Source organism: Polaribacter sp. KT25b (assembly GCF_900105145.1).
In the GTDB taxonomy this organism is placed as follows: Bacteria; Bacteroidota; Bacteroidia; order Flavobacteriales; family Flavobacteriaceae; genus Polaribacter.
In genome coordinates, this window is sequence record NZ_LT629752.1 from 3,326,840 (window position 1) to 3,340,959 (window position 14,120).

General features: G+C 29.2%; 12 protein-coding genes and 1 pseudogene. 1 reads left to right on the forward strand and 12 read right to left on the reverse strand.

What is annotated here, in order from left to right; all coding sequences use genetic code 11:
- Positions 1-2: 2 nt before the first annotated feature.
- From BLT70_RS14365 to BLT70_RS14420, 12 genes and pseudogenes are all read right to left on the reverse strand, one after another.
- Positions 3-503 (reverse strand): gliding motility lipoprotein GldH, encoded by a 501-nt coding sequence (locus BLT70_RS14365; RefSeq protein ID WP_091895808.1) that lies wholly within the window; start codon positions 501-503, stop codon positions 3-5.
- Positions 478-2,085 carry a regulatory iron-sulfur-containing complex subunit RicT gene (locus BLT70_RS14370; RefSeq protein WP_091895811.1) on the reverse strand — a complete coding sequence of 536 codons (1,608 nt, stop codon included), beginning with the start codon at positions 2,083-2,085 and terminating at the stop codon, positions 478-480. The genes BLT70_RS14365 and BLT70_RS14370 overlap by 26 nt, the downstream gene beginning before the upstream one ends.
- 407 nt (positions 2,086-2,492) lie before the next feature.
- Complete coding sequence (locus BLT70_RS14375) at positions 2,493-3,095, reverse strand: T9SS type A sorting domain-containing protein (RefSeq protein ID WP_157691913.1); 603 nt, start codon at positions 3,093-3,095, stop codon at positions 2,493-2,495.
- A 60-nt stretch (positions 3,096-3,155) separates the two neighbouring features.
- Positions 3,156-4,799 (reverse strand): FG-GAP-like repeat-containing protein, encoded by a 1,644-nt coding sequence (locus BLT70_RS14380; protein WP_091895817.1) that lies wholly within the window; start codon positions 4,797-4,799, stop codon positions 3,156-3,158.
- Positions 4,800-4,970: 171 nt separating this feature from the next.
- Positions 4,971-5,285, reverse strand: a pseudogene (locus BLT70_RS17610) (choice-of-anchor D domain-containing protein); the annotation flags it as partial.
- Between the two features lie 189 nt (positions 5,286-5,474).
- Entirely contained in the window at positions 5,475-6,260 is a 786-nt protein-coding gene (locus tag BLT70_RS14390; protein WP_091895819.1) for a hypothetical protein, read from the reverse strand.
- A gap of 133 nt (positions 6,261-6,393) precedes the next feature.
- A complete protein-coding gene (locus BLT70_RS14395) occupies positions 6,394-7,092 on the reverse strand; it encodes a response regulator transcription factor (protein WP_091895822.1) in 699 nt (232 codons plus the stop codon).
- Between the two features lie 3 nt (positions 7,093-7,095).
- Positions 7,096-7,665 (reverse strand): sensor histidine kinase, encoded by a 570-nt coding sequence (locus BLT70_RS14400; RefSeq protein WP_157691914.1) that lies wholly within the window; start codon positions 7,663-7,665, stop codon positions 7,096-7,098.
- Positions 7,666-7,784: 119 nt separating this feature from the next.
- On the reverse strand, positions 7,785-8,831 hold the full coding sequence (locus BLT70_RS14405) for a hypothetical protein (protein ID WP_091895826.1): 1,047 nt from the start codon (positions 8,829-8,831) through the stop codon (positions 7,785-7,787).
- 161 nt (positions 8,832-8,992) lie between these two features.
- Positions 8,993-9,223, reverse strand: coding sequence for a ferredoxin (locus tag BLT70_RS14410; protein WP_091895829.1), 231 nt, complete (start codon positions 9,221-9,223; stop codon positions 8,993-8,995).
- A complete protein-coding gene (locus tag BLT70_RS14415; protein WP_091895832.1) occupies positions 9,223-10,470 on the reverse strand; it encodes a peptidase U32 family protein in 1,248 nt (415 codons plus the stop codon). The genes BLT70_RS14410 and BLT70_RS14415 overlap by 1 nt, the downstream gene beginning before the upstream one ends.
- 4 nt (positions 10,471-10,474) lie before the next feature.
- The gene (locus tag BLT70_RS14420; RefSeq protein WP_091895834.1) at positions 10,475-11,506 is read right to left on the reverse strand and encodes a rhodanese-related sulfurtransferase; all 1,032 of its coding nucleotides are present in this window, start codon (positions 11,504-11,506) and stop codon (positions 10,475-10,477) included.
- A 227-nt stretch (positions 11,507-11,733) separates the two neighbouring features.
- Between BLT70_RS14420 and pflB the strand changes: the two genes are divergently transcribed.
- Positions 11,734-13,989, forward strand: coding sequence for a formate C-acetyltransferase (gene pflB, locus BLT70_RS14425; RefSeq protein WP_091895837.1), 2,256 nt, complete (start codon positions 11,734-11,736; stop codon positions 13,987-13,989).
- Positions 13,990-14,120 lie beyond the last annotated feature (131 nt).

Here is a 14,120-nt window from a genome sequence, read left to right on the forward strand (position 1 = left end):
TTTTATTTTGTTTTTTCTATGCTAAAACCAACATCTTGCACTCCTTCTAAAAACGGAATAACTTCAACTTCTCCATTCTTTCTCATTGCATGACGAATATTTAACTTATATTTTCCTGATATAGGAAATACTTTTTGCTCTTTATAGAATAATTTATTTTCTTTAATTTCTGTAAATCCTTTGCCTAAAAACTTACCTGTTTCATCTGCCATTTCATATTGCAAAGTATCAACAATTTTGTTACCGTTGGGGAAATTTAATTCTGTAATTACATATAAATTACTAAAAGGATAGTTATTATTATTTCTAATATTGATAAATAGATCTTTTGGTAAAATTGTATCTACTACTGTAAACTCAAAAGAAATGTTTTTATTGGCTTGCCAAGAAGCATCTGGTAATGATTTATATTTTGTAAACTCTATTTTATCATTACAAGAAACAAAAAAAAGAAGCACAAGTAAATAAATAAAACTTCTATTTCTCCTGAGAATTATCTCCATTTTTAGGTTTATTATTTTTTCTATTTCTGTTATTCCTTCTTGGTTTATTTGCTCTAGTTCCTTCAGCTTTTGGCTGATTCTGCTGTCCTTTAACCTTCGGGTTTACCTCTGGTTTTGTTTTTGTTTCCCCTTTAGGTTTTGCTACAGGCCTTGGCTTTCTTTGTTGTGGTTTCTGTTTAGTAACATTATCTGATATTTTTGCATTAGCAGCATTAGGCCTTGGCTTTCTTTTCTGAGGTTTCTTTTTAGCAACTTCATTTGTTATGTTTGCATCATTAACTACAGGTCTGGATTTTCTTCTCTGTGGTTTTCTTCTTGCAACATTCTGTGTAGAAGTTGCATCATTAGAAGCTGGTCTAGGTTTTCTATTCTGATTTGGTTTTCTATTTTGTTGAGGTTTTCTAGTATTTTCTGATGATGAATTTGCTACAGCAACAGCTTTTTTCTTTCTATTATTTTTTCTTCGTTTACTAGATTTTGGAACATCAAAACGAGTTAAACTATCTTGACCAACAGCATCTTCGAAATTAACCTTTTCAGGAATTTCAATCTCAGATTCATATTCTTCTAACGAAATAGATTTCTCGTTCTTTTTATTCTGTTCTATAATTTCTTGAACCTGATCTAATGATAATCTAAACCATTTAAATCGTTCTTCTTTATATGTGTACCAAAGATGTTTTTTAAAGATATCCATTTTAACAAAAACTGCATCTCCTTTTTCTGTTTTTAAAACTACATCTTGCTTTGGAAAAGATTTTAAAGCATCCAAATATGTGTCTAACTCAAAATTTAAACAGCATTTAAGTTTTCCACATTGCCCTGCTAGTTTTAAGGGATTTAAAGATAGTTGTTGATAACGTGCCGCAGAAGTTGATACTTTTCTAAAATCTGTTAACCAAGTTGAGCAACATAATTCTCTACCACAAGAACCAATACCTCCTAATCTTGCAGCTTCTTGTCTTGCGCCAACTTGTTTCATTTCCACACGAATAGAAAATGCGCTAGCTAAGTCTCTAATTAATTGTCTAAAATCTACTCTTGTTTCTGCTGTATAATAAAAAGTAGCTTTATTTCCATCTCCCTGATATTCGACATCAGAAAGTTTCATTTGCAAACCTAATCTTCCAAGAATTTCTCTACCTCTTCTTTGCGTTTCTTCTTCTTTATCTCTAGATGCTTGCCAAATATCTATATCTTTTTGAGAAGCTTTTCTGTAAATTTTCTTAACATCTTCATGATCTACAGAAATTTTACGCTTTTTCATTTGTACTTTTACCAATTCGCCGCTTAAAGAAACGATACCAACATCATGACCTGGAGAACTTTCTACGGCAACAATATCTCCCATAGAAATTGTTAAATTCTCTGTATTTTTAAAAAAATGTTTTCTTCCGTTTTTAAAACGGATTTCATAAATATTAAAACGCTCTTCTCCACTTGGTAAAGTCATGTTAGAAAGCCAATCAAAAACTGCTAATTTTTCGCTTCCACTTCCACAAGTACCTGTACCACAATTACCATTACTCTTGCAACCTTTTGGTACTCCATTTTCTGTTGTACCACAACTTCCACATGCCATGTAAGTATATATATTTTTATAGTTGATAGTCTTTATGATTTAATTTCAGCAGCAAACCCACTAAAAAAACACATCATAAAATCTAAAAACCTCTTGGTTCATAAATTGATTATCAGATTGATACACAAACACAACCTAATCTTCACTAATTCGTAAATATACGCATTCTCAAAGAATGAAAAAACTGGTTCATGCAAAGTTCTTATAACTATTTTTTTTAATGATAAACCAAATGTAATTGTAATGTTTGCGTAATTTTTGTTTATTTAAGAATTTGCTTTGATTGAATTAGAATTCGTTTAAAGTTTGATTTTTTAGCATAAAAAAAGACCTCAAAATTGAGGTCTTTTTAAAATTGAAATTATTATTAAAATCTAATTCCTTATTTCCACTTTATCACTTTGTATTTAGTCTTTTATAATTCTTTTATTAATTGCTCCTTTATCTGTAGTAATTTTAATAAAATAAATTCCTGCTGATAATTCTTCAACATTTAAAAGAGTGTTTTTAGCCGTAGTTATTTTTTTACCTGTTGCATTAAAAATTTCTACTTTTTTCAATTCTAAACCATTTGATAATAAAATTTCTACGAAAGAACTTGCTGGATTTGGATATGCTGCAACATTTTCTTTTAAGAAATCTTCTTTAGATAACGCTTTACAAGAAACGTTATACGTTGCTGTTACATCTTTCTTCCAATCAGCTTTTGCTAAAGCATCAGCAACATTATCAACCTCTATACAGCTTAAATTAGAATTTCCTGTAACATCTAACTTATCTAAAATAGCATTGTTTGCATTTTTTAAATTTAAAGTAGTTAATTCGGTATTATTTGAAATATCGATATTTGGGATATTATTAGCACCAATACTCATCTCCTCTAAAAATAGATTCGTAGTAACATCTAAACTTGAGATTTCATTTGTTTCACAATTTAAAACTTTTAGTACTGGATTATTAGCGACTGATAAACTTGTTATAAAATTCATCTGAACAGATAATTCCTCCAAATTTGTACTATTTGAAACATCTACACTTACTAATTTATTATTTCTTGCAATATCTGGAATTTACGTATAATTGGAAGCGGAATAACAAATTGTGTCTGAAAAAGTGGTTCCTGCATCTTTTACTCCCCAATTAGCTGTAGCTGCTGTAGCATTGTCTACTAACACACATTCTAAAGCTGGATTGTTTCTAATATCAAAAGCTATAAAAGTACTTGGTATTAGATTGTTTGCACTATTCTTTATATTCAAACTCACAAGAGCATTGTTCTCTGCTCTAAATGAAATTAATTTGTTATTCGCACTTACATCTATATTCGTGATTTGATTAAAGGCTACCCCTAACCTTTTTAATAATAGATTGTTACTTACATCGATACTTGTTAAACTATTACTTCCTACAAATAATTCTGTTAAAGCTGTATTTGCAGAAACATCGATACTTGAAATTCCTGTATCTGCAACGTTTAAATACACTAAACTTAAATTAGCAGCTGTTGAAAAACTTCCTAACTCAGGATTCTGATTCACAGCTAAACTTGTTAAGTTCGTATTTAAACTTACATCTAAAGTACTTAAACCATTGTCATTTCCTTGTAAAAAGGTTAATGCTGTGTTTTGACTTACATCAATAGTACTAATAGCATTGCTCACAAAATTTAACTCTAATATAGCTGTTTGATTTGAAACATCTAAACTTGTTAAATTATTTCCTCCTACGTTTATTTCTGTCAATAATGGATTGTTGCTCAAATCCAAAGTTGAAATGTTATTATTCAAGACTTCTAACTTTTCTAATAACGGATTGTTACTTACATCTAGCGAATTTAAAAGCGTTTCTGAATCTTTAGTTTCATTGGATGCATACAATTCTCTTAATTTTCCATTGCCTGATAAATCAATACTCGTATTGAAGTTGTTGTAAATATTTAACACTTCTAAATCTCTAAATGCCTCTATACCTGTAAAGTCTTCAATCTCCAATCCAACAGTTACTAAACCTGTTACTATTTCTAAATCTGAAGTTAATGCTCTACCATTAATAATACCATCTGTATCAATATTTCTATCTATTAAAGCTTGCTCAAATTTTGCATCTGGTATTTGTGTGTAGCTTGGTGATGGTCCATTTTGAAAATATCTAAAATTACCTCCACTTCCACCAATCATAATATCTAAATCACCATCTGAATCTAAATCACCTAACTGAATCCTTATATAAGGTGTAGATAATGTTAACCCAAAAGGATTTGATATTGGTGCTGAAAATTGTGGTGCTGTTGATGAACCTGTGTTTTCGAAATAATAAAAAACTGGATTCCCTGAAGAACTTCTTGCAGCTCCAGAAAGTAAATCTAAATCTCCATCATTATCTATATCCCCAAAAGTTGGATATGAAGAAAAAGTAATCTCATCTGTCAATCCAAAAGGATCTTTTACAGGATTCGCAAATTGTGGAACTGAACTTGAACCTGTGTTTTCATAATAATGGAAATCCCCATAAGTATCTCCAGAAATAATATCCATATCTCCATCTCCGTCTGAATCTACAAACGTTGGAAATGAATCTGAATCTGATGATCCAGAAGGATTATTTGGAATATTTATTAATCCAAAAGGATTATTTTGAACAGCTGCATAAGCAGGTGCATCATCATCTCCTGTATTTTCAAAATAATAAAAACTTGTTCCTCTTCCTCCAGACATTAAGTCTAAATCACCATCATTTTCTAAATCTGCAAAATTTGCGTTTGAGAATATACCAATACCTGTTAATCCATTTGGATTATATACTTGAGGCTCAAAAGTTGTTGTAAAATTACTGAATACTCCTTTATTACCTTTTACTGAAAATGAATATGGATTCTCATCTGAATCATTATTTGCTATACTAACAATTGCTGCTTGATTTCCTTCTAAACTTGGAGTGCATGTAACTTGAAAAGTTTTTGAATTACCTTTTGCAATTATATTTGAGTTTAGCTGAACACTAATTGCAAAATCTGAAGAACCAGAAATTGTAACATAGTTTGGATAAGGTGTTGTTAAACTTAAATCAGCAAAACCTTCACTATTATCTATTGTAAAAGATTTTGTTACTGCATTTACTGAAACTCCAAATTCTGTATTATCAATAGTACTTGGTGTTGTATCTCCATTTACAATAGAAACATTATTACCTTTTATATCTATTTCTGGAAAAGCTTCTTCTCCAAAAACTACACCTTAGTTTGTAGAAACATAAATTTTACCACTATCAAAATATATTTGATTTACGACTCCTATAATTCCATCATCAAAATCATATCTAGTGAAAGTTGCTCCACTATCATTAGAAACGGAAATGATAGAACTACTTACTCCAACAAAAACATTAACTCCTTAACTATAAACAGTATTTACAGAATTAGCTGCTAAACCATCTGCTTGTTGTACTACAGTAAACGTATTTCCTTTATCAGTAGAAATTGATAAACCACCAACTGGATCAAAACCTTCTGAAGCTACATATAAAACTCCATTACTAAATGATACTCCATTTGCACCTTCATTTGCTAAACCATCTGTATTTGTTTTGTTGATAAATGTAGCTCCACCATCTGAAGAGATTGACAAACCTCCATCAGTTGCCACATATACATCTGATCCATTTGCCACAATTTCTCTAAAAATAGTTGAACCTATTCCATCACTTTCAGTTTTCTCTATAAATGTAGCTCCTGCATCATTAGAAATCCATAATCTATTAGAAGCAAGTGCATAAATAGCATCTCCATCTGCAAAGACATCATTCATGTCATTTCCATAAGTAAAAGATGCTGGTGCATAGTTTATAAAGTTGTTTCCACCATTTGTAGAAACAGATACTCCACCACTTGTTGCAGCATAAATTGTTGAACCATCTACAAAAACATTTTTCACATTGTTGGCACCTAAGCCATTTGTAATAGTTTTAGTTGTAAAAGTAGTTCCACCATCTGTAGAAATTAACAACCCTGAAGTTGTACCAATGTATACTGTAGAACCTGAAGCAAATACTCCTTGTGTAGATGAGTTTGTTAATCTAGTAAATTTAAAACTCTCTGCACTAACTTGTGCAGAACTTGTTTGGACGAATCCATTTAGCCCAATAATAATCGATAAAATAAATAGTAATTTTAGTTTCATAGCTTTTTTAATATTATTTATAGGAGATAAAACTAAAGAAAACCAAAACTAGAATAATAAATTTGTTCTGAATAGTTGAGATTTGTTCTGAAAATCTAATTTTAATTAAAAATGTAAAATTTAGATAGGTTTTTTAGATATTTAGAAAATTTTCAACATCTTTTCCGTATTTTTTTGATAATTTAAAAACTTCTCTGTTTACTTTTATACTAGTTGAAGTTACACTTTCTATGAATTTTGGATTGATAGCAATACCTCTTGAAATTCTTAAGATACTCTCATTTGGTAACAATTCTACAATATTTGTTAAAGATGTTCTTACCAAACTCTTTTTTGTTTTATAACACAACCTTACATATACGTGCTCTGCTTCAATATAAATTAATTCAGAAAGATTAATATTATATGTTGTTGCGCCGATATGAATACTAACAAATTTTTTCGTTTCATATCTTTTAGCATTAAGAATAATATCGATTGTAGTTAGAACAGTAATTTCGTTTATAGGTTTATTAATATATCCTTTTGGGGAAAGTTCTTTAATCTTATGTAAAGAATTTGCATCATTATAAGAGGTAATAAATAAAAATGGAATACCATATATTGTATTTAAAAGTAAAGCCACATCTAATCCTGTTTTTCTTCCAGAGATTTTAATATCTAACAAAACCAAATCTACTTTCGTTGTTTCTAAAATTGCTTTGGCTGAATTATAATTTATAGCAATTCCTGCACAAAGATAACCATGATTTAAAAGTGCTATTTTTAATTGACCAGCAATGAGTAGTTCATCTTCTACGATTAATACACTTTTTATATCCTCATCAATCATAATTTAATTTTTATGTTCTAAAACTATTTTAAATGTTGATTTTTCTCGTTCTATTTTCCCATTTAGCTGAGCAACCATGCTCTCAATAATAAATAAACCAAGTGTATCCTTTTTTGAATCTTTACTAAAAATAGTGCCAGAATCTACGTACGTAATATAAATTAAATTACGTTTCTTTTTTATTTGTACATTTATTATTAGCGGGTTTTTTGAAACTGCGTGCTCAATACTGTTACTTATCAACTCGTTAATTAAAATACCAATTGGCAAAGCTGTATCAATATTAAGTTGAATTGCTACGATATTTTGTACATATTTTACATTTCTTGAAGATACATTTACTAAACCTGCTATTTTTTGTAAATACTCCTCTAAATTATAAAACTCACCTGCTGTTTTTGTATCAGAATAAATAAATTGCTCATGGGCAATAGCAATGGTATTAATTCTATTTTCTAAATGTTTAAATTTCTCTTTATAAAATTGTTCTTTTATTTCTTGCGATTGAAATTTTATTAAACTTATAATAAGTGATAAATTGTTTTTTACTCTATGATTTAATTCTTTTAACAATATTTCTTTTTTGGTTATGTTTTCTTCTAATAAACTATTCTGTATATCTATTTTCTTTTTTCTTTTATTTAATCTCCTATATAAAAGACCAATAAAAATTGAAAGAAGTATAACACCAATTATAAAAAAAACAAAATCTTGTTTTTTTTCTCAGTTTCTTCTAATAAATTCTTTGAAACAATACTTTTTTGTTTTTCACCTTCTATTTGATTCTTATAATTTATTAATGATATTTCTCTTTCTTGTTTTTTATCATTTTTTAGCATTTCATTTTCATGAAATTTCTTGTAATAAAATAATGCAGAATCAATCCTTTTTAGTTTTTGATTCAATTTAGATTTTGCTTCATAAAGCCAACTTAAAACTTGTAAGTCTTTTCTTTTTTTTATTATAAACAAAGAAGAATCTAAATATTTATCAGCTTCATCTAATTTATTATTGTAAAGTAAATGAAACCCTATATTCTTATACATATTGCTAATATTAAGCTGGTTTTTAGACAATAAAAAATCTTTTAAAGAATTTTTTAACAAAAAAGTTCTTTGGTCTTGACTCTCTTTTTCTGCCAAAAAAGCTAAAATCATTTTAGACGTTGCACTAACCTCATAAAACTTATTTTCCTCTCCAAATTTTATACCTTTATTCACATAAATTAAAGACAAACTATCATTATTTTTTATAGCCTTCATAACCCTAAAATAAGATGCTTTTCTGTAAAGGTATTGCCCATAAAGCCTATCTTTAGGTCTTGTTTTATAAATATTTTCAACCTTTTTAAACTCTAATTCAGAGGCTTCCCTTTTGTTGTAAATCTCTAAAATTAGTGCTTTAGCTAAATAAAGGCGTACTAATGATCGCTCATTTATTTCTTGTGGATTTAGTAATGTTTGATTTATTAATTTTAGTGAACTTGTTAAATTATTATTTTTTGACAATGCCACTACTTTTAAAGTAGTAAAATCATTAGAAATAATTTTTGTTAAATTTTTATCCGCATTTATACTATCAACTAATCTTATAACAACACCAAAATTCCCTAACAACAAATCACCTTCTAATTTTTTGTAAAGTAATTCATAATTTTGAGCAAAAATAGTGGTGCTTTTTATAAAAAAAAGAAGTACTAAAAAGATTGATTTATGTTTTATGAGGGTTTTGTTTAACATTAAAATTATATCGTGAAATAAGTTTTCTTGTCTAATTTCATTTAAAAGGATGAAATTTACAAAATTATGTTCTAGAAAGGCTTTTTTTTGTGCTTAAAGTCTAGTTTTTAATAAATTATCTATTAAAAAGTTTTTTTTTAAATTTAACCTCAATAATTTATTTACACTTGTTTGACTTCAATAATCTTAACAGGACAGGCTTTTTTTGCCTCTACAGAGCAGTCGTAAATAGATTCATCAAAAGATTTTATGGTAAAAAAACCTTTCTTTTCTTTAGAATGCAACAACACTGTTTTTCCGTCTTTTTTTGACATTTGAAATTGCTCTGGAGCAACCTCTACACAGTAATTACAACCAATACATTTATTTCTTTGTAACGTAATTACAACCATTAGTTTTCTGCGAATTCAGTTTTAACAATCTTGTACAATTTATCAGATCTTCTAATTTTGAAGTCCAATTTCATAGTAACTTCATCTCCTTTTGTGGCTTTTTCTGAAGGTTTATCATTTACAAACATTTGTTTTAATTCCATTTCTTGAGCTCCAGTTGTTGGTCCAGTAATTAAAATTGTATCACCAATATTTACATCATAAGCATCAATTTTAAACTGACCAATTTTAGCTTTATCAAAATAATGTTCTCCTCTACCTAAAAAGACTTTCTTTTGTGTTGCATGAGAACCAGATTCTTTACTCCATTCTCCTAGTTTTTGACCTAGATAATATCCGTTCCAAAAACCACGATTGTAGACTTTTTCTAATTCTTGCATCCAAGAAATTACTTTTTCTTTATCGTAAGTTCCTGCAGCTAAACTATCAATTGCATCTCTGTAACATTTAATTACTTTGGCAACATATTCTGGCGCTCTTCCTCTTCCCTCAATCTTTAAAACTTTGATTCCTGCATCTGCAACTTGATCTAAAAAATCGATAGTACATAAGTCTTTTGGGGACATAATATACTCATTATCCAACTCCATTTCAAAACCAGTTTCTTGATCGATAACAGTATATTTTTTTCTGCAATTTTGTTTACAAGCTCCTCTATTTGCTGATGAATTTGCAGAATGTAAACTCATATAACATTTACCAGAAACTGCCATACACAAAGCTCCATGTCCAAAAATTTCTACTTCAATTAATCTACCTGAAGGTCCTTTTATTTGCTCTTTCTCAATATCTTCTGTAATCTTTTTTACTTGACGCAAACTCAACTCTCTACTTAGAACAATTGTATCAGCAAAAAGACTGTAAAACTTAACCGTTTCTATATTTGTAATATTTATTTGCGTAGAAATATGAACTTCCATTTGCTGTTCTCTAGCCATAGAAATCACCGCTTGATCCATCGCAATTACAGCCGTAATATTAGCTTCTTTTGCTCTTTTTATCAATGTTTTTACTATTGATAAATCATGATCGTAAACAATTGTATTTAATGTAAGATAGGTTCTTACATTTTTTTCTGAACACCTTTTTGCAATTTCTTCTAAATCATCTAACGTAAAGTTGATAGAAGCTCTTGCTCTCATATTAAGTTGCTCTACTCCAAAATAAATAGAATCACAACCATTGTCTAAAGCAGCCTGCATAGATTCAAAATTTCCTGCTGGCGCCATTAATTCGATTTTTTGCATGCTATTATTTTTTAAATTTTAGAACTTCAGAACGTCCTTTTTTAAATATTTTATTACTATTTCCTTTTCCTTTTCTTAATTCTTTTTGCTCTTCGTAAGAAAGTTTTATAATTTCTTGGCAATCTGTAGAACAGGTATTTTCCATCTTTTCTGAACATTCATCACACTGAATAAACAATAAATGACATGCTTCATTAGCACAATTTGTATGTGTATCGCAAGGTTTACCACATTGGTGACAATTAGAAACTACGTCGTCTGTAATACGTTCTGCTCTTCTATGATCGAACACAAAGTTTTTACCAATAAATTTATTTTCTATTCCTTCGGATTTTACTTGACGTGTGTACTCTATAATTCCGCCTTCTAGCTGAAAAACATTTTTAAATCCTTTGTGTTTGTAATAAGCTGATGCTTTTTCGCAACGAATTCCGCCTGTACAATACATCAATAAATTTTTATCTTCTTTATTGTCTTTTAAATCTTCTTCAATAATATCTAAAGAGTCACGAAATGTATCAACATCCGGAGTTACAGCTCCATCAAAATGACCAATTTCACTTTCGTAATGATTACGCATATCTACACAAACCGTATCAGGATTTGCCAACATTTCATTAAATTCTTTGGCATTTAAGTGAACACCTTTATTAGTAACATCAAAAGTATCGTCATTTAAACCATCAGCAACAATTTTGTTTCTAACTTTTACTTTTAACTTTAAAAACGATTTATTGTCTTGTTCTACAGCAACATTTAAACGAATATCCTTCAAAAAAGAAATACTATCTAATTGATCTTTTAAAGCATAAAAGTTTTCGGATGGTACAGATAATTGAGCATTTATGCCTTCGTAAGAAACATAAATTCGACCTAAAACGTCGAGTTCATTCCATTCTAGGAATAACTTATCTCTAAATAATTGTGGGTTTTCTATCTTATAATATTGATAAAATGATATTGTGAGGCGGTCTTTGCCAGCTTCATCAATTAATGCAGCGCGTTCTATTGCGCTTAACTTATTGTACAGTTGCATGCTATACTAATTAGGTTAAACAAAATATTTTTTTTTGCAAATATAGTTAATTTAAAAAAATTGAATTCTTCAAAAATTTAGCACTTATATTTCATTGATTTTCAAGCCATAATCAACTAAATCGTTTTCTTAAATAATTTGAAAAACTAATATTTATCATATTTTCAAAAAAGGTTCAACAGTAAATTTGCATAAACAATAATTGAATACATAAAAAATATATAATAATGGAAGTACAAGAATTAACCTTAGAAAAACCAAAAAGAGTTACATTTAACGAAGGAGTTTGGAATAAATCTATCAACGTTAGAGATTTTGTTATACAAAACATTGTTTCTTATTATGGTGATGATCGTTTTTTAGTTGGCCCAAGTGAAAAAACTCAAAAACTTTGGAACGTTTGTAAAATAGGAACTGAAATTGAAAGAAAAAACGGAGGAGTTCACTCTGTAGATACAGAAACTATTTCTGGTGTTTCAAATTTTAAAGCAGGTTATATAGATAAAGAAAATGAAGTAATTGTTGGTTTACAAACAGATTCACTTTTAAAAAGAGCTATGAAACCTTTTGGAGGTTACAAAGTAGTTCAAAAAGCATTAGAAGAACAAGGTTTAAAACCTAGCGAAGATATTAATACATTATTTACTAAATATGTAAAAACACATAATGATGGTGTTTTCTCTGCTTACAATGCAGAAATCAAAAAATTTAGATCTTTAGGTTTTTTAACAGGATTACCAGATAATTATGCTCGTGGACGTGTAATTGGAGATTACAGACGTATTGCATTATATGGTATTGATAGATTAATTGAAGCTAAAAAGAACGATTTAGCAAATATTGGCGGCCCAATGACTGATGCTGTTATTCGTTTAAGAGAAGAAGTTGCAGAACAAATTAAAGCTCTAAAAGATATGATTGTAATGGGTAACCATTATAACTTAGAATTAAATAGACCTGCTAAAAATGCTCAAGAAGCAGTACAATGGACTTATATGGCTTATTTAGCTGCTGTAAAAGAACAAGATGGAGCTGCAATGTCTTTAGGTAATGTGTCTACATTCTTAGATATTTTTATTGAAAGAGATTTACAAAGTGGAGCAATTACAGAAGTTGAAGCACAAGAATACATTGATCAATTTGTAATGAAATTGAGAATGGTACGTCACCTACGTATGGCTGCTTATGATGAAATTTTTGCTGGAGATCCTACTTGGGTAACAGAAGCTATTGGTGGTATGTTAAACGATGGTAGATCTAAAGTAACAAAAACTGCTTTCCGTTTCTTACATACTTTATATAACTTAGGCCCATCACCAGAACCAAATATTACCGTTTTATGGTCTCCTTTATTACCAGAAAATTTTAGAAAATTCTGTTCTAAAGTAGCTATTGATACTTCATCTATACAGTTTGAAAATGATGATTTAATGAGAACTTCAAGAGGTTCTGATGATTATGGAATTGCTTGTTGTGTTTCTTATCAAGAAATTGGGAAACAAATTCAATTTTTCGGTGCAAGAACAAACTTAGCTAAAACATTATTATTAGCTATTAATGGTGGTAAATGTGAAATCACAGGAACTAAAATGGTTGATGGAATTGAAGCTGATAATAGTGAATACTTAGACTTTGATAAAGTAATGGCCAACTTTAAAATTGCCATGAAAGAAGTAGCTCGTGTTTATAATGATGCAATGAACATTATTCATTACATGCATGATAAATACTACTACGAAAAAGCTCAAATGGCTTTAATTGATACAAATCCACAAATTAATATCGCTTATGGTATTGCAGGGTTATCAATTGTAGCAGATTCTTTATCAGCAATTAAATATGCAAAAGTAAAACCTATTAGAAATGAAGAAGGTTTAACTGTAGATTTTAAAATTGAAGGAGAGTTTCCTAAGTATGGAAATGACGACGATAGAGTAGATATTTTTGCTCATGATGCTGTTGAAGATTTTAATAATGATTTAAAGAAATTAAAAGTTTATAAAGACGCAGAACCAACAATGTCTGTTTTAACAATTACATCTAACGTTGTGTATGGTAAAAAAACCGGTGCAACTCCAGATGGTAGAGCAATGGGCGTTGCTTTTGCTCCTGGTGCAAACCCAATGCATGGTAGAGATAATAATGGTGCAATTGCTTCATTAAACTCTGTTGCTAAAATAGATTATAAAGATTCTTTAGACGGAATTTCTAATACATTCTCAATTGTTCCTAAATCTTTAGGAGCTACAGAAGAAGAAAGAATAGACAATTTAGCAGCTACTTTAACTGGTTATTTTGACCATGGCGCACAACACCTTAATGTAAATGTTTTAGACAAAGAAACTTTATTAGATGCAATGGAGCATCCAGAAAATCACCCACAATTAACAATTAGAGTTTCTGGATATGCAGTTAATTTTATAAGATTAACAAGAGAACAACAAATGGAAGTTATTTCACGTTCTTTCCACGAATCTATGTAACCTTTTTTATGTATTATTGTTAAGGGGTTCAAAAAATAGAAATACGGTTTTATATAGCCTGCTTTTAAAAAAAGTAATTTCATTTTTTTGAATCCCTTTTTTTATTCACTTAAATCTTACGAAAATTAAAA